This is a genomic window from Frankia umida, assembly GCF_023242945.1.
In the GTDB taxonomy this organism is placed as follows: Bacteria; Actinomycetota; Actinomycetes; order Frankiales; family Frankiaceae; genus Frankia; species Frankia umida.
Map to the genome: position 1 here is coordinate 128,328 of NZ_JALKFT010000011.1, position 15,708 is coordinate 144,035.

A 15,708-nucleotide genomic window follows, 5' to 3' on the forward strand; every position below is an offset into this window, starting at 1 on the left:
CGGAGAGCTCGCGGCATATCGTGATACCCAGACGGACCAGACGTGAAGCGGAGTGTCGGTGACTGAGTCAACGATCGTCTATACCCTGACCGATGAGGCGCCGGCCCTGGCGACGTACTCTTTCCTGCCGGTGGTGCAGGCGTACGCGGCGGCGGCGGGTGTCCCGGTCGACAGCCGAGACATCTCGTTGGCCGGGCGGATCATCGCGAGCTTCCCCGAGCACCTCGAGCCCGCGCAGCGCATCGACGACGCGCTCGCCGAGCTCGGTGAACTGGCGAAGACGCCAGGGGCGAACATCATCAAACTGCCGAACATCTCGGCGTCGATCCCCCAGCTGCGGGCCGCTGTCGCGGAGCTGCAGGCCAAGGGCTACGCCCTGCCGGACTACCCGGATGACCCGAGCACCGACGCCGAGCGCGAGATCCGGGCCCGCTACGACCGGATCAAGGGCAGCGCCGTCAACCCGGTGCTGCGCGAGGGCAACTCCGACCGGCGCGCCCCCGCCTCGGTCAAGGCCTACGCCCGTGCGCATCCGCACCGGATGGGCGCGTGGAGCTCCGAGTCGAAGACGAACGTCGCCACCATGGGCGCCGACGACTTCCGTTCCACCGAGAAGTCGGCCATCATCGCCGCGGACGACACGCTGCGCATCGAGCACGTCGCCGCCGACGGCACCACCACGGTGCTGCTGCCGGCCCTGAAGGTGCTCGCCGGCGAGGTCGTGGACGCCTCCGTGCTGCGGGTCGCCGCGCTGCGGGAGTTCCTCACCGCGCAGATCGCCCGGGCGAAGGCCGAGGGTGTGCTGTTCTCCGTGCACCTCAAGGCCACCATGATGAAGGTCTCCGACCCGATCATCTTCGGCCATGTGGTCCGCGCGTTCTTCCCGAAGACGTTCGCCACCTACGGCGCCACCCTCGCCGCCGCCGGCCTGACCCCCAACGAGGGCCTCGGCGGCATCTTCAAGGGCCTCGAGGGCCTCGAGGGCGGTGCGGCGATCCGTGCGTCCTTCGACGCCGAACTCGCCGAGGGCCCGGCCCTGGCCATGGTCGACTCCGACCGCGGCATCACCAACCTGCACGTGCCCAGCGACGTCATCGTGGACGCGTCCATGCCCGCGATGATCCGCACCTCCGGCCACATGTGGGGCCCGGACGGCGCCGAGGGCGACACCCTCGCGGTGCTGCCCGACTCCAGCTACTCCGGCATCTACCAGGCCGCCATCGACGACTGCCGCGCCCACGGCGCCTACGACCCGGCCACCATGGGCTCGGTGCCCAACGTCGGCCTCATGGCGCAGAAGGCCGAGGAGTACGGCAGCCACGACAAGACCTTCGAGCTCGCCACGCCCGGCAGCGTCCGCGTGGTCAACACCGCCGGCGAGACCGTCCTCGAGCAGGCGGTGGCCGCCGGCGACATCTTCCGCGCCTGCCAGACCAAGGACGCGCCGATCCGCGACTGGGTGAAGCTCGCCGTCACCCGCGCCCGCGCCACCGGCGACCCGGCCATCTTCTGGCTGGACGAGACCCGCGGCCACGACGCCAAGCTCATCGAGAAAATCCGCGCCTACCTGCCCGAGTACGACACCAGCGGCCTCACGATCGAGATCAAGGCCCCGGTGGACGCGATCGCCTTCTCCCTCGAGCGCATCCGCCGCGGCGAGAACACCATCTCGGTCACCGGCAACGTGCTGCGCGACTACCTGACCGACCTGTTCCCGATCCTCGAGCTCGGCACCAGCGCCAAGATGCTCTCGGTGGTCCCGCTGATGAACGGCGGCGGCCTGTTCGAGACCGGCGCCGGCGGCTCGGCCCCCAAGCACGTCCAGCAGTTGGTCAAGGAGAACTACCTGCGCTGGGACAGCCTCGGTGAGTTCCTGGCACTCGCGGTCAGCTTCGAGCAGTTCGCCACCGTCACCGGCAACAGCCGCGCCAAGGTCCTCGCCGACACCCTCGACCGGGCCACCGCCACCTTCCTCAACGAGGACAAGTCCCCGGCCCGGCGCGTCGGTGGTATCGACAACCGCGGCAGCCACTTCTTCCTGAGCCTGTACTGGGCGCAGGAACTCGCCGCCCAGACCGACGACGCCACCCTCGCCGCCACGTTCGCCGCACTGGCGAAGACCCTGGCCGAGTCGGAGGAGGCCATCACCGCGGAACTGCTCGCCGTCCAGGGCAAGCCCGCGGATGTCGGTGGTTACTACCAGCCCGACCCGGTGAAGGCCACCGAGGTGATGCGCCCGTCGGTCACCTTCAACGAGGCCCTCACCCTCATCACCACCTGAGCCGTTTCACCCGTTTCACCCGTTTCACCCGTTTCACCCGCTCCACCGTTTCACCGTTTCGTTTCCGCCACGACGCCCCATCCGTGCCGCACGGGTGGGGCGTCGGCCTTGGCCCACGGTCTCGGTGCATCGCCGCGCTGGTCGTTGGCATGGTCCGAGGCCATCCGCCTATCGTTGCCGGCGGACCTCCGTCCTGCCATCGGCTGATCCTGATTCTGGACGGGACCGGTCAGGACTGAAAAAGAGTAGAAGAAGGCTAAACCAGGATTGCGGAAAAATGGGCGTGCGGCGGAATCGGGTGTGTGGCGCTCGCGGTCTGGTGCCGAGCGCATGGGCATGATGGGGCCGGCACCACGGGTGGCGTACCGGTTCGTCGGAAGTGGTTCTTCCGCGACCACGGCGCCCGATTGTCCGAACCGGTCGTATCAGGGCCGGTTACCTCATGACCAGAAACGGGGTTGACCGTGGGAAAAATCGCTGATGGTGTCTACCGGATCAGAATCGACGGCCGGGAGAACCTGACTCTGAGCTCGCCCGACCGGAAGAACATCTTCCTGCTGCCTGGCGAGGGTCCCGGTCAGGACTGGGAGATCAGGCAGAGCGGCGGCGGTAACAACGGCGACAGCACCTACACGATTCGCCAGGCCACCGAGCCGCTGTTCGTCGGCTTCGACGGCGAGCCGGACGTGTTCGAGCGGGTCCGTCCCCTTCCCGAGGCCCGTGAGTGGCGGATCAGCGACGGCCCACGGCCGAACACCGTCACCATCGGTGTCGTGGAGAACGAGCTCACCCTCGGCCTGCACCCGGCTCTGATCTTCCCGCCGATGGTGGCCCTGTCGCCGGTGTTCGGCGAGGACCGCGGCTGGGCGCTCGAGCCCGCGAGCTGATCTGTCCTCGGCTTGGCTGCCACCGACCGCTGGGGGCGGATCCACAGCGCCCAGCGGTCGGTCGGCGCCCGGCTGCCGGCTGGCAACCCGACTTTCGTGGCGTCTCAGGGTGCGGTGGGGTCCTGCCCCGCGGAGGGCTGGCGGGCCCGGGCGCGGCGTATCGCCTCGTCCACCAGCCGCTGGGCCAGTTGGGCGACCTTGAGATGCTGGGACCGGCTCATCGTCCGTAGCCGCTCGAACGCCTCCTCGGGGCCGCTGCCCGTGCGGCTCATGATGACCCCCAGTGCCTGGTCGATCACGGCCCGACTGGTCAGCGCCTCCTGCAGCTGGACGGCCAGCCGCTGTGACTGGGCCAGGACCTGGGCGTTGTGCGCCGAGACCGCCGCCGGCCGGGCGAACAGCTCGCCGACCCGCACCGCGTCCGGCCCGAAGGCGTTCTTGGCATGGGCGTAGACGGTCATGGCGCCCACCACCCGATCGGGTAGCAGCAACGGCAGTGACAGCACGCTGTGCACCCCCATCCGCCCCACCCGCGGGCCGAAACGTGGCCAGCGTGCCTCGCCACCGAGCGACCCGGACACCTGGGTGCACCCCGACTCGACCGCCAGCAGACACGGCCCCTCGCCCAGCCGGTACTGCACGTCGTCCACCGCCTGCACGAACTCGGCGCTGGCCACCACCGTCCGGGGCTGGTCGTCCGTCCGCATCGCAAGGCCCGCGCCCTGCGCCCCTGGAATCGCCTGCACCGCGAACTCCGCGATGTGGAGCAATGTCTCGCGTAGGGACCGGTGCCCGATCAGCAGCCCCGACAGTCCCGCCAGGCTCGCCGCCAGATCGTCGTCCGTCACCGCAGCCCCTCACCGGCCAGTGCCGAACCACGGGCCTTGACCCAGACCGTAGACCAGAGGGCGGACGGCGACGGTGTCCGATCACGCCCGCTCCTCACGGTTCGAGTGGCGGTGTGGGCGTAGAGTGAGGATGCTGAGTACCAGCCGACCCGGAGCGGGGATCGCCGCATCCATGCCGCACCCCGTGAGCATCACCGCTCACCGCCGGGTGTCCCGGTGATCTCCTCGCGGGAGCCACCCATGCCCTCCAAAGACGTGCTCGCCGAATCCCCACCGACGCCCGCTGCGGCGCCGGCCCAACCGGCAGCGAAGCTTGGCAGCTACTACGGCACCTACCAGGGCAAAGCCGCTTATGCCCGGGAGACCAGCGCCGGCAGCTGGCAGGTCAAGGTGCACGATCCGACGAACCGGCTCGCCGGCCATGACGGCTGGCTGATGCTCGGCACCGGGTGGCCGACGCTACCCGACGCCTGCGCCGCCACCGGCGTGCACTGATGCCGTCCCGCCGCCTGCGGCGGGCTGAACCCCCTGGCCGCCCACGATCACGTACGGTCCACGCCGGCCGGTAGCGTCAGCCGGAGCGCTGGACGGCCCGGCCGCCGTGGCCGGGCCGGCGGTAGGCCAGGCGGCTGCCGGGCTGGTGTCGCTTCGCGGTGTACATGGCCAGGTCGGCGGCGTTCAGCAAGGCGTCGGCGTCGTGGAGATCCCGGTCGGACAGCGCCATTCCGATGCTGCCGGTCGACACGGTTGACTGCTCGAAGAGCCGGCACGGCGTGGCGATGGCGGCCAGGACGCGGTCGGCGATCGCTTCGAGATCGGCGATGCTGGGGATGTCCTCGCACACCACGGCGAACTCGTCGCCGGCGAGTCGGCCGACCACGTCGCCGGGCCGCACGGCCGTGTTCAGTCGCGCGGCGGTCGCCCGCAGCAGCCGGTCGCCGGCCTCGTGGCCCAGGGTGTCGTTGACCTTCTTGAACCCGTCGAGGTCGATGAACAGCACCCCGATCCGCCGGTCGGTCTGGCGGGGCTGGCGCAGGGCCTGCTCGAGGTGGTCCAGCAGCGCGGTCCGGTTCGGCAGTCCGGTGAGCCCGTCGTGGAGCGACCGGTAGCGAATCTCGTCTTCCATCCGAAAGCGCAGCGCCGCGGAACCGAGCACGGCGGCCACGGACCGCGCGAACCGCTGGTCCTGCTCGGTGAAGGGTGCCGCGCCGGGCTGCCGGTGTATCTCGATCTTCGCCAGTGGGCTGGTGGGGCGCCCGATCGGCACTGTCAGACGGACGTCGGGCCGGGGTGTGTCAGTCCGCTCGGACGCCGGCTCCCGGCGCCGATCCGCCCGGGCCAGCAGGGCACTCCGGCCTTCCTGGGCGTCCAGGTCGTGGATCTCCACAAGGTCGGCCCGCAGCTGGTCGGCCAGTGCCAGCACCGCCTGGTTCCACAGCGCCGCCGGCTCCCGGGCCTCCAACGCCGACTGGCCGAGGTCCGCCACGGTCGCCTGCTCGGCCGACCGCAGACGCAGATCGGCCAGGGCCTGCTGCCACTCGGTGATGTCGGTGGCCACCGCGGCGACGGAGCCCACCTGACCGTTGGGATCCGGGATGGGCACGAGATGCAGGTCGAGGCAACGGCCGAACGTCTCGATCATCTGATCGACCCGCTCCCCGGCCAGCGCCCGTCGCACGGCTGAGGTGACCTGGGGCTGGTCGGCGAAGATCCGCAGGATGGACAGCTCCCGGGTCTCCCGCAGGCCGGCCGCGGTCTGCGGGGTCGCGGACCCCGCGCTCACCAGGACATGACCGTCCCGGTCCAGCAGGAACATCGACACCGGGGTGTTCTCCACGACCAGCCGCAGCTGGTCCTGCGCCGCGATCTCCTCGGACACATTCTGCAGATGGGTCAGGAAGTACGGCTCGCCGTCGGCGTCCGTCCTGAGCACGGAGGTGGCCACGGCATGTATGGTCGCGCCGTTGCGATGTCGCAGCCGAATCAGCCGCCGAGTCCTACCCTGCCCCTGGGCGAGGTACATCCGGGCCTGGGCGTCCATGCGTGCGTGGTCGGCCTGGAAGCAGCTGCCGCCCCAGGACCGGCCGATGAGCTCGTCCGGTGTGCTACCGGACAGCGCGCAGGCGGCCGCGTTGGCCCGCCGGACACGATGATCCAGTGCGCCCGTCTCCACGATGGCGATATCGAGAACCTCGAATATGTCTGCTTCCTCCGGCTGTGTCACTACTTCTCACCCGCCTGGACCGCGACTGGTCGATGAGCGTCCTACCCGATCGGCACATTGGTAATCAGATGACTACCTGAGGTGGAACAGCTGGTGATGTGTCCGTATTCCGGCTACAGCCTGGCAGGGTCGGGATCGCGGAAAGCGACGCGGATTGAATACTGCTGGTGCTCAGGCGGGTGGGATCTGGTCTTTGTGAAGGTCTTTCGTGAAGACGACGCGGGGTGTGTCGGGGCCGTCGTGGTCGGAATGGATCGGTGTCCCGTTTTTCGTGCTGTCGCCAGGGACGAGGGTGAATCCGTGACTGGTGTGGAAGGCGACGGAACGGGTGTTCTCGGGGCTGGTGATCGCGTGTATCCAGCGCCGCTGGTGGGCTGCGGCGTGCGCGAAGAAACAGCGGTAGAGGTGGGTGCCGAGGCCGCCGCGACGGGCGGTGGGCGCGACTCCGACGAAGTGGATGTAGGCGCTGGCCGGGTCCGTCTGCGACAGGAAACCGATCAGGAACGCGAGCAGCTCCCCGTCGTCCGACTCGACGAGGCGGCTGCTCGGGGTGAAGTGCTGGAAGAGGTAGCGGGGCAGGAGCAGTCGGCGTTCCTGCGCGCCAGCCGGCCCCTTCAGGCCTTCCCACCAGTGGTCCAGTACCGCGAGCACCCGCGGGTGGTCGCCCTCCCGCGGCTCACGGGTGTGCATCCCGGGCGGAATGTCACATGTCATGTGTCAGTACTATGCCCGGCGCGCAAGGACGGCACCTGGATATCGGCGTGGCGGGTGCGCCGATATCCAGCAGCCGCAGATCATGCGTGGGCGAGATCGGCGGCCATCGGCGCGGCGTCGGATGGCGCGTCGGTGGCACCTGCGGCCTCGGTGGGCACGGGCCCGGTCCGCGCGGGCGCGCCACCGTCGAACGGGTCGGCAGGCTGCCAGGTGCCGTCGGTCTGGGCCCAGCCGTGGGCCGCGTCGAAGGCGGCCTTCTGGTCGGCGGACAGGCGCGCACCGCGGGACGGGACGGGGGCGTCGTACTCACCGGCGTGATCGCGCAGCCAGGCGCGGACCTCGTTGGTGGAGGCGACCTGATGTGGCCGCCGGGCCTGCTCCCCAGCGGCCACCGCCGGCTTCCGTTTACGCGGGGCCCCCGAGACGGACGAGGCCGCCTCGGGGGCGTTCGCCGCGTCGTTCTCCTCGATCGCCGCCCAGGCGGTGTCGATGCGGGCGCCGCGGGCGAGTGGGGTCGCCTCGCCGAACTCGGCGTACTCACCGAGCACGGACGACAGCTCGTCGCGGCATTCGGCGCACAGGTCGAGCCGTACGAGCTGACCGTCGAACGCGAAGGCCGCGTTCGAGGTGGCCGCGGCCCGCTCATGCGGATGACGCCCGCTGTTGTCGCACCACACGTTGACGATGGAGATGACCTCTCGCGCCACTGTCGCACCCCCTGTACAGGTTGCTGTGAGTTCTCATGATCCGGCGCGGCCGAGCCTAGCGAGCGGGTCCGACATTCTCGGCGCCGGTGGCAGTGATCAGCCAGTCGGCGCCGACGCGGCGATGATCGGCGGCGGTGCGGCATTGACTCACGTCCCGTCGAGCGGGGCGGCGGCCGGCCGCCGCATGGGAGCATCGGGGCATGCCTGCGCCCGCGCTCGTCCTGTGGGACATCGACCGAACCCTGCTCAACGCCGGTGGGATCAGCCGGGAGCTCTACGTCCGGGCGTTCGAGCGGGTCGTCGGGCGTCCGCTGGACATCGAGGTGGACCTGACCGGCAGAACCGAACGGGCGAGCGTCACCGAGACGCTGCGACGCTCCGGCATCAGTGACGTCACGCCGTTGCTGGCCACGTTCTACGCCGAGATGGCGCTGGCCGCGGCTGCCCTGCGCGCGGAGATGCGTCGGCGCGGGCGAGCCCTGCCCGCGGCCCGGGAGACCCTCGCGGACCTGGCCGCCGACGGGGTGGTGCAGACGGTGGTGACCGGCAACGTCCGTCCCGTCGCCGAGATCAAACTGGCCGTGTTCGGCTTCACCCAGCATCTCGATCTCGATCTGGGGGGCTACGGGGATGTCAGCGCCGACCGGGCCGACCTGGTGCGCCGTGCCATCGGACGGGCCGAGGCCGCCCACGCGACGACCTTCGACCCGGCCCGGGTGATCGTGGTGGGCGACACCGTCCACGACGTGCGTGGCGCCCTCGACGTGGGTGTGCGCGCGGTCGGCGTCGCCTCCGGCACGACCAGCCTGGCGGAGCTCACGGCGGCCGGTGCCAGTGCCGTGCTCCCCGGGCTGACCGACCTCGCCGCCGTACGTGCTGCCCTGTTCGGCCCCCAGGCTCCGGCTGCTGGTGCCCCGGTCCCGGTCCCGGTCCGCCCGGGCGGTTAGTGCGCTGTCGACGAATGTTCGTGGACAGCGCGCTGGGCACCCCGGTACCAGCCGCTGCCGGCCGACTGCTTCGGACTGCCGCTGACTGCTGACGGGTAGGGCGTCCCGGTGGGGGTCGTGGTCGTCCGTCGGTGCGACGGTGGTGCCCTGACGCCGAGACCACATGTAAACCCGGGTGCTGGCCGCTGGTCGGTTCTCCGGCGCCCTGGGCGGGTTGCGATACTTGGCGGTCGCAGGGTCGATCGGCGGGAGAGACGTGTGGGCAGCCAGAGCCGGGAACGACGTAAGGCCAAGGAAAAGGCGCGCGCGAACCGGGCCCGTAACGCTGGGACCAAACCGGGTCCGTTCGGGCCGCCGGGTCCGTTCGGGCAGGCAGGGCCCTTCGGGCCGCCGGTGCCGCCGCGGGAGTCGCTGGCCGAACTCACCGAGAAGATCATCTCCGATGCGCTGACGGCGCTGCTCGCCGAGGACGACGCGTCGTTCATGGCGTTCCTGAGCGCCCTGGCGGACCCGCCGAACGGGCCCAGCGGGCGTCGGACCGTCAACAAGGCGCTGGTCGGCTGGTTCGACCGCGCCCTGGAGGGCCTCTGGCGGCGCGGCTGGCAGCCGGTGGACCTGCACCGGATCGTCGGCCGCCAGAGCGACCAGCGCCACGTCCGGCTGGTGCTCGACGCGATCGCCGGCCAGCTGCGCCGTTACGCCCCGGCGACCGTCGACGAGCGGTGGCCGGCCCAGCTGAGCAGCCTCGGCGCCCACGTCTGGTGGGAACACGACGACCAGTGGCTGGACGCCTGGGGCGAGCGGGAGGGACGCGTGCGGGTCATGGTCCTCAGCGACGCCATCGAACTGCTCCGGGCGCTGCACCTGCTGCCCGAGGTGGAGATGCTCGGCCCCCCACCGGGCACCGCACGGCGGGAGACCTCGTCGCGCGGCAGCGGCCCCGGCAGCGGCCCCGGGCCGGCGGGCAACGCCGCGGCGAGCACCGGTGAAGGCGCCGACACGCGCATCCTGGACAAGGTCCGCGCGCTGTTGGCGAAGGCCGAGTCGACCGAGTTCACCGACGAGGCCGAGGCGCTGACCGCCAAGGCCCAGCAGCTCATGGCACGCCACAGCATCGACGAGGCGCTGCTCGCCGCCGGCCAGGGCTCCCGGGAGCAGCCGTCCGGGCGCCGGGTCGGCATCGACAACCCCTACGAGATGGCCAAGGCCACCCTGCTGGACGTGGTCGCCGACGCGAACCGCTGCCGCACGGTGTGGTCGAAGCACCTCGGCCACTCCACGGTGGTCGGTTTCGAACCCGATCTGGACGCTGTCGAACTGCTCTACACGTCGCTGCTGCTGCAGGCGACCACGGCGATGACCCGGGCCGGCTCCCGCCAGGACCGCATCGGACGATCCCGCACCCGCTCGTTTCGCCAGTCGTTCCTCGCGTCGTTCGCGATGCGCATCGGCGAGCGTCTACGGGCCGCCTCCGAACAGGTCCGCGACGAGGCCGTGGCCGAGGCCGGTAACAGCCGACTGCTGCCGGTGCTCGCCGCCCGCACCGACTCCGTCCAGGCGGCGACCACGGCGATGTTCCCCAGGATCACCTCCCGTTCCATCCGGGCCAGTGACGGGGAGGGCTGGGCGTCGGGCCGCGCCGCCGCCGACCTCGCCTCCCTGCACACCCGCGAGGAGGTCGTCGCCGACCGTTCCAGGTGACCAGCCAGGGGCTCAGAGCGGTTCAGGGGCTCAGAGCGGTTCAGGGGCTCAGAGGGTGTCGACGGGCAGGACGTGCAGGCGGTCCTCCAGGCCACCCGAAGCACGGATCTGGACGGCCCCGAGTCACAGATCTGGAGGGGTTGTCAACTGCCGCAGTTTGAGTATGCGGTATGATGCATGAGTGAACTTGAAGCAGTGGGCTGAGCGTGAGGGCGTGCATCACGTCACCGCGTACCGCTGGTTTCGAGAAGGCAAGTTGCCGGTACCTGCCCGGCGGGTAGGTCGGTTGATCCTGGTGGAGCCGGAAGCCGTGGAACGGCCGACCGGGCTGACCGCGGTGTACGCCCGGGTGTCATCTGCCGACCAGAAATCGGATTTGGACCGGCAGGTCGCTCGGGTCGCCGCATGGGCTACCGGGCAGGGCCGGCCCGTCGACCGGGTGGTCACCGAGGTCGGTTCCGCGTTGAACGGCGACCGCCGGAAGTTCCTCGCGTTGCTACGCGACCCGGCGGTGTCCACGATCGTCGTGGAACATCGCGACCGGTTCGCCCGTTTCGGCGCCGAATATGTCGAGGCCGCGCTCGCGGCGAACGGCCGCGAACTGCTGGTTGTCGACCCCGCCGAGGGTGATGACGACCTGGTCCGGGACATGACCGAGATCCTCACGTCGATGTGCGCCCGGCTGTATGGCCGCCGGGCTGCCGCGAACCGCGCCCGGCGTGCGGTCGCCGAGGCGACGAAGGACGGCCCGGCGTGAAGACGTTGCAGGCGTACCGGTTCGCGCTCGACCCGAACGCCGCCCAAGGCGCGAACCTGCATCGCCACGCGGGGGCGGCTCGGTTCGCCTACAACTGGGGTCTGGCCCGGGTGAAGGCCGCGTTTGCCCAGCGCGACGCCGAACAGTCCTACGGGCTGGGCGGCGATGCGCTGACTCCGGTGCCGTGGACCCTGCCCGCGCTGCGGCTCGCCTGGAACGCCGCGAAGCGGGACGTCGCCCCATGGTGGGACGAGTGCTCGAAGGAGGCGTTCTCCGCCGGGCTCGACCAGCTCGCCCGCGGGTTGAAGAACGTCACCGACTCCCGCAGGGGAAAGCGGAAGGGCCAGCGGGTTGGTTTCCCCAGGTTCAAGAAGCGTGGGAAGGCCCGCGACTCGTTCCGGTACACCACCGGCGCCTATGGCCCGGCTGATGACCATCTGGTGACACTGCCTCGGATCGGCCGGGTGAAGGTCCACGAACCAATGGGTGCGCTCACCGGCCGGCTGGCCCAGGGGCGGGCCCGGCTGCTCGGCGCGACCGTGTCCCGTACCGCCGGGCGCTGGTTCGTGTCGTTCACCGTCGAGGTCGACCGGGAGATGCCTGGCGGCCCGTCGCGGCGGCAGCGCCGTGCCGGGCCGGTCGGGGTGGACCTGGGCGTGAAGCACCTTGCCGTGCTGTCTACCGGGGAGATGGTGGCGAACCCGAAGCATCTCGCCGGGTCGCTGCGCCGCCTGCGGAAAGCCTCGCGGGCCTACGCCCGGTCGAAGTCCGCCAGCGCGGGACGGCGCCAGCGTGTCGCCCGGCTCGCCCGCATCCACGCCCGCGTCGCCCACCAGCGCCACGACGGGCTGCACAAGCTCACCACCGGGCTTGCGAAGACCCACAGCGTGATCGTGGTGGAAGACCTGCACGTCGCAGGGATGGTCCGCAACCGGCGGCTTGCCCGTGCCATCGCGGATACCGCCATGGCGCAGGTCCGCCGCCAGCTCCTCTACAAAACGCGCTGGTACGGCTCCCGGTTGATCGTCGCGGACCGCTGGTATCCCTCGAGCAAGACCTGTTCCGACTGTGGCGGGCGAAACCCAAGCCTGACCCTGGCCGACCGTACGTTCATCTGCCCGTCCTGCGGGCTGGTGGTTGACCGCGACCTGAACGCCGCAGTCAACCTGCGTCACCTCGTCGCCGGCAGTGCGCTGGAGACGGAAAACGCCCGTGGAGGCGACCGTGAGACCGCGCTCGCGCGGCAGGTGCCCACGAAGCGGGAACCCGGCACCGCGCGAGCGGATCAGACCGGGAGCGCCGTCCTGTCGAGGACGGCTGCGAGACAGAGGCTTACTCATGCTCCATGACTCGCAACGGTGCAAGCTACGGATGTGGACGGGTGCGAAGAACAGATCTGGACGGGCCTGGAACACGGGTCTGGCGGGTGTCGCCGGTGGAGGCGCGGGTCAGAAGTCGCTGCCGCCGTCGACGTTGATGTTCGCGCCGGTCATGTAGCTGTTGAGGCGGGAACCGACGAAGGCGATGACCGGGCCGATCTCGGTCGGGTCGCCGGCGCGGGGCAGGAAGGCCGGATGGTCGTAGTCCTCCCGGATGACGCGCATCGCGTCGGCGAGGCTGTCGGGGTCGATGCCCCGCTCGGGCGGGAGGGTGCGCAGATACCCCTTCAGCGCGGGGGACAGGAACGACCCCGGCGACACCGTGTTGACGAGAATCCCGTCGGGCGCGAGCGACTGCGCGAGGTTCTTGCTCAGACTGGTCAGCGCCGACTTGGCCGCGGTGTAGGCGACCAGCCGCGGGGACTGCCGCCGGGTGGAATGGGCGCTGACGTTGACGATGCGCGCCCACTCGGCCGCCCGCAGCGCCGGCAGCGCCGCGCGCACACAGCGCACCGCGCTCAGCGTGCCGATGTCGAAGGTGGCCAGCCATTCGGCGTCGTCGAGCTCGTCGAACGGGCGGACGCCGACCTCGACCGGGCCGGCGGCGTTCACCAGGACGTTCAGGCTGTCCCACCGCTCGGTGACCGTGTCGAAGGCGGCCTGCACGGAGTTCGCGTCGGTCAGGTCGGTGGGGATCCCGAGCGCGTCCGGCGAGCCGAGCCCACGCAGCGCCTCGACGGTCTCCTCCAGCGCGTCCTTGCCGCGGGCGAGCACCGCGACCTGGGCGCCGTCGGCGGCGAAGCGCTCCGCGGCCGCCCGGCCCATCCCCTTCGAACCGCCGCTGACGACGACCCTGGCCCCGCCCAGTCCGAGATCCATCTGCCCCGCCTCCGCCGCGACGCCGAGCTGACGCGACCTCGATGTGAGGTGCCTTACGTCAGATATAGCCGCTGCGGCGAGCGTGGCACAAGCGGTCGCGCTGCCGGTATCCGCCGGTGCTGTTGGTGTCGGCTGCTCAGTTCCACAGGGCGGCGTGGCTGGTGTCGCCGGGGAGCAGGATGGAGCCCACCACCTGGCCGCGGTTGTTGATCGCCGTCGGATTGGCGGAGCCGCCGAGCTGGACGGTCCGGCCGTTGGCGCGCCGGAAGGCCGCGGTGCTGGTCGCGACGATGACGTCGCCGCGTTCGTTGAGGGCGATCGGCCGGGCGAACAGGCCGCCGAAGGTGCCCAGGTCGAACCGCTGGCCATGGTCCCAGAGCAGGATGCGTCCGATGTTGGTCACGGGATCGAACGTGTCGCCGAGGATCTGGCCGGCGTCGTTGACGGCCACCGCCTGACTGAGCGGATCGCTGGGATCCAGGTCGATGGCGCGGTCGCCCTGCCACAGCATGGCGTGGGTGACGCCGTCCGCGTTCGTGGCCCAGCCGACGACATCACCACGGCTGTTGATGTCCGAACCGTAGCCGGACGGGGTGGGCAGCGGCACCCAGCGGCCGTGGATCCAGCGGGCGAAGTAGTCGTCGCTGCGGCTGCTGTTCTGGACCTCGCCGAGGATCCACCCGTTGGCGCTGATGGCCCGGGCGTCGCTGGTGTGACCGGCGGGGGCGCCGAGGTCGAAGGTGTGGTTGTCGCGCCAGAGCTTCGCGTGCGACCCACCGCCGGCCACCGGACCCGTCCCGACGACCTCGCCCCGCTCGTTCTGGTCGGACGTGGAGAAGTCGAGGGCGACCACGGTGCCGTCGGGACGGCGCACGAAACCGGGGGAGTAGAAACGCCCCGGCAGGGTGCCGGCGATCTGCCCGGCGTTGTTGATCCTGAACGGCGCCCGCGCGGTGTCGGGCAGTGCGGTGAGCACCCCGTGCGACCAGCTGAAGCCATGGCTGTCGTAAGACCCGCTGTAACCGGAGCCGACGACGTCCCCACGATCGTTGATCGCGGTCGCGCTGCTGTAGCGCAGACCGGGCAGACCCCCGAGATCGACCGGCGGCACGGTCCGGACGACGGGCACACTCGGGACGGGTGGCACGCGCGTGGCCGGCGGTGCGCCTGCCGTCGTCGTCGGCGCGGCGGTCGGCGTGGACGAGGTGGGCGTCGCGGCGACGGCCACTCCGGCGGACACCGCGGCGACGGTTGCGGCCACCAGCGCCGTCGTTGCTGTCGCCGCCGCCGTTCTGACCGCATGCCTCGAGCGCATCGCAGCCTCCAGGACGGATGCCCGGCCGCCTTCATGGCGACGCTATGAAATTAGAAAATCACTCTCCGGCGTCCAGGTGGGGGAGTCGCCCGCCGACACGCCCCCATCCGATCCGCCGTCGGCGTCAGCGTCGGTGTTGGCGTCGGTATCAACCCACCGGGCTGAGGACGATGCCGGGCGGGGCGTCGGTCGAGGCGCTCTGCAACGTCCGCATGACCCGCCGAGGGTCGTCGTACGGTCCGGAGATGTAGAACGGCCGGCCGTCCTTGCCGAACGTGATCGCGGACGGCCCCGCCCACGCACCGAGGTGGCCGACGGCGGCCGCGAGGTCGGGATGCGGTTCGAACCCGAGCCCGCGCGCGTACTCGACGGAGCCCAGCACCAGATCGGCGGCCAGCTCGAGCGGCGCCTCCTGCCACCCGTCCTGGCTGCTGAAGTACTGCTCCCGGAAATGCGGCAGCTCGACGTCGGTCATGACGTCCGGCCCCATCGCGTTCTTGACCCCGAGGCAGTAGACGTCCGCCAGGTACCCGCACACCGACACGCTGCCCCAGCGGTGCGCCCGGGCGACCAGCACCGTCACCAGACCGCCGAGGCTGTCACGGGCGTCGATGACGATCGGCTCCACCGCGCCGCCGGCCCCGGCCCCGTCGCCGTGGGCGTCGCCGCTTTCGAAGGCCGCGTCCACCCAGCCGCGCGTCGGATCCACCGTCAGACCCCGACTCCACCCGGTATTGATCCAGCAGCCGACCAGCGCCGGCTCCCCGGCCGCAGCCTGCGCCTGGACCGCCGCGGCCCGCACCAACGGCGCCACCACGGACGGCGCCACCCCCAGGATCCGCGCGATCTGCTTCGGCGACTTCCCCTCGCCCCGCAGCGCCGCCACCCGTTCCCGCAGCTCGACGTCACTCATGGACGATCACCCTAACGGGCCCCGCGCCGCCCCTCGCGAACGGGCGGGCTCGTCTGTGCACGGCGTGACATGGACGCAAAGTGTCCGGATATGTTCCTTTGCGGCACAGGTCGGGTCGGCAAAGCGAAGGCCCGGCTACAGGCCGCATCATATTGT

Annotated in this window: 14 protein-coding genes; 7 read left to right on the top strand and 7 right to left on the bottom strand. The window is 70.8% G+C overall.

Features of this window, described 5'->3' with window-relative positions:
- Positions 1-58 precede the first annotated feature (58 nt).
- Positions 59-2,281 carry an NADP-dependent isocitrate dehydrogenase gene (locus MXD59_RS13305; RefSeq protein ID WP_248824987.1) on the top strand — a complete coding sequence of 741 codons (2,223 nt, stop codon included), beginning with the start codon at positions 59-61 and terminating at the stop codon, positions 2,279-2,281.
- A gap of 464 nt (positions 2,282-2,745) precedes the next feature.
- On the top strand, positions 2,746-3,168 hold the full coding sequence (locus tag MXD59_RS13310; protein WP_248824990.1) for a ricin-type beta-trefoil lectin domain protein: 423 nt from the start codon (positions 2,746-2,748) through the stop codon (positions 3,166-3,168).
- A 104-nt stretch (positions 3,169-3,272) separates the two neighbouring features.
- Here the strand turns inward: MXD59_RS13310 and MXD59_RS13315 are convergent, their stop codons facing one another.
- Entirely contained in the window at positions 3,273-4,016 is a 744-nt protein-coding gene (locus MXD59_RS13315; protein ID WP_248824993.1) for a GAF and ANTAR domain-containing protein, read from the bottom strand.
- Positions 4,017-4,256: 240 nt separating this feature from the next.
- On the opposite strand from MXD59_RS13315, the gene MXD59_RS13320 reads away from it, so the two are divergent.
- The gene (locus tag MXD59_RS13320) at positions 4,257-4,511 is read left to right on the top strand and encodes a hypothetical protein (protein WP_248812385.1); all 255 of its coding nucleotides are present in this window, start codon (positions 4,257-4,259) and stop codon (positions 4,509-4,511) included.
- A 76-nt stretch (positions 4,512-4,587) separates the two neighbouring features.
- Here the strand turns inward: MXD59_RS13320 and MXD59_RS26960 are convergent, their stop codons facing one another.
- From MXD59_RS26960 to MXD59_RS13335, 3 genes are all read right to left on the bottom strand, one after another.
- On the bottom strand, positions 4,588-6,240 hold the full coding sequence (locus MXD59_RS26960) for a sensor domain-containing protein (protein ID WP_248825000.1): 1,653 nt from the start codon (positions 6,238-6,240) through the stop codon (positions 4,588-4,590).
- A 171-nt stretch (positions 6,241-6,411) separates the two neighbouring features.
- The gene (locus tag MXD59_RS13330; RefSeq protein ID WP_248812381.1) at positions 6,412-6,954 is read right to left on the bottom strand and encodes a GNAT family N-acetyltransferase; all 543 of its coding nucleotides are present in this window, start codon (positions 6,952-6,954) and stop codon (positions 6,412-6,414) included.
- Positions 6,955-7,034: 80 nt separating this feature from the next.
- Positions 7,035-7,661: a hypothetical protein gene (locus MXD59_RS13335; RefSeq protein WP_248825001.1), complete on the bottom strand. Its 627-nt coding sequence runs from the start codon at positions 7,659-7,661 to the stop codon at positions 7,035-7,037.
- 200 nt (positions 7,662-7,861) lie between these two features.
- Between MXD59_RS13335 and MXD59_RS13340 the strand changes: the two genes are divergently transcribed.
- The 4 genes from MXD59_RS13340 to tnpB all read left to right on the top strand — a co-directional run bounded on the left by MXD59_RS13340 (position 7,862) and on the right by tnpB (position 12,415).
- A complete protein-coding gene (locus MXD59_RS13340) occupies positions 7,862-8,608 on the top strand; it encodes an HAD family hydrolase (protein ID WP_248812379.1) in 747 nt (248 codons plus the stop codon).
- Positions 8,609-8,866: 258 nt separating this feature from the next.
- Positions 8,867-10,309: a DUF2786 domain-containing protein gene (locus tag MXD59_RS26965; RefSeq protein WP_248825002.1), complete on the top strand. Its 1,443-nt coding sequence runs from the start codon at positions 8,867-8,869 to the stop codon at positions 10,307-10,309.
- 181 nt (positions 10,310-10,490) lie between these two features.
- The gene (locus MXD59_RS13350; RefSeq protein WP_248825003.1) at positions 10,491-11,066 is read left to right on the top strand and encodes an IS607 family transposase; all 576 of its coding nucleotides are present in this window, start codon (positions 10,491-10,493) and stop codon (positions 11,064-11,066) included.
- Positions 11,063-12,415, top strand: coding sequence for an IS607 family element RNA-guided endonuclease TnpB (gene tnpB, locus MXD59_RS13355; RefSeq protein ID WP_248825004.1), 1,353 nt, complete (start codon positions 11,063-11,065; stop codon positions 12,413-12,415). Before MXD59_RS13350 ends, tnpB begins: the two co-directional genes overlap by 4 nt.
- 99 nt (positions 12,416-12,514) lie before the next feature.
- Here tnpB and MXD59_RS13360 read toward each other — a convergent pair whose 3' ends face one another.
- The 3 genes from MXD59_RS13360 to MXD59_RS13370 form a co-directional block, all read right to left on the bottom strand.
- Complete coding sequence (locus MXD59_RS13360) at positions 12,515-13,324, bottom strand: SDR family NAD(P)-dependent oxidoreductase (protein WP_248825006.1); 810 nt, start codon at positions 13,322-13,324, stop codon at positions 12,515-12,517.
- 136 nt (positions 13,325-13,460) lie between these two features.
- On the bottom strand, positions 13,461-14,585 hold the full coding sequence (locus MXD59_RS13365; protein WP_248825007.1) for a hypothetical protein: 1,125 nt from the start codon (positions 14,583-14,585) through the stop codon (positions 13,461-13,463).
- 202 nt (positions 14,586-14,787) lie between these two features.
- Complete coding sequence (locus tag MXD59_RS13370) at positions 14,788-15,552, bottom strand: helix-turn-helix domain-containing protein (RefSeq protein ID WP_248825008.1); 765 nt, start codon at positions 15,550-15,552, stop codon at positions 14,788-14,790.
- Between the last annotated feature and the right edge of the window lie 156 nt (positions 15,553-15,708).

Excerpts from the sequence above, each read along its gene's own strand:
- MXD59_RS13320 (WP_248812385.1), top strand. The coding sequence starts at position 4,257 with ATGCCCTCCAAAGACGTGCTCGCCGAATCCCCACCGACGCCCGCTGCG.
- MXD59_RS13330 (WP_248812381.1), bottom strand. The coding sequence starts at position 6,954 with ATGACATGTGACATTCCGCCCGGGATGCACACCCGTGAGCCGCGGGAG.
- MXD59_RS13340 (WP_248812379.1), top strand. The coding sequence starts at position 7,862 with ATGCCTGCGCCCGCGCTCGTCCTGTGGGACATCGACCGAACCCTGCTC.
- MXD59_RS13360 (WP_248825006.1), bottom strand. The coding sequence starts at position 13,324 with ATGGATCTCGGACTGGGCGGGGCCAGGGTCGTCGTCAGCGGCGGTTCG.
- MXD59_RS13370 (WP_248825008.1), bottom strand. The coding sequence starts at position 15,552 with ATGAGTGACGTCGAGCTGCGGGAACGGGTGGCGGCGCTGCGGGGCGAG.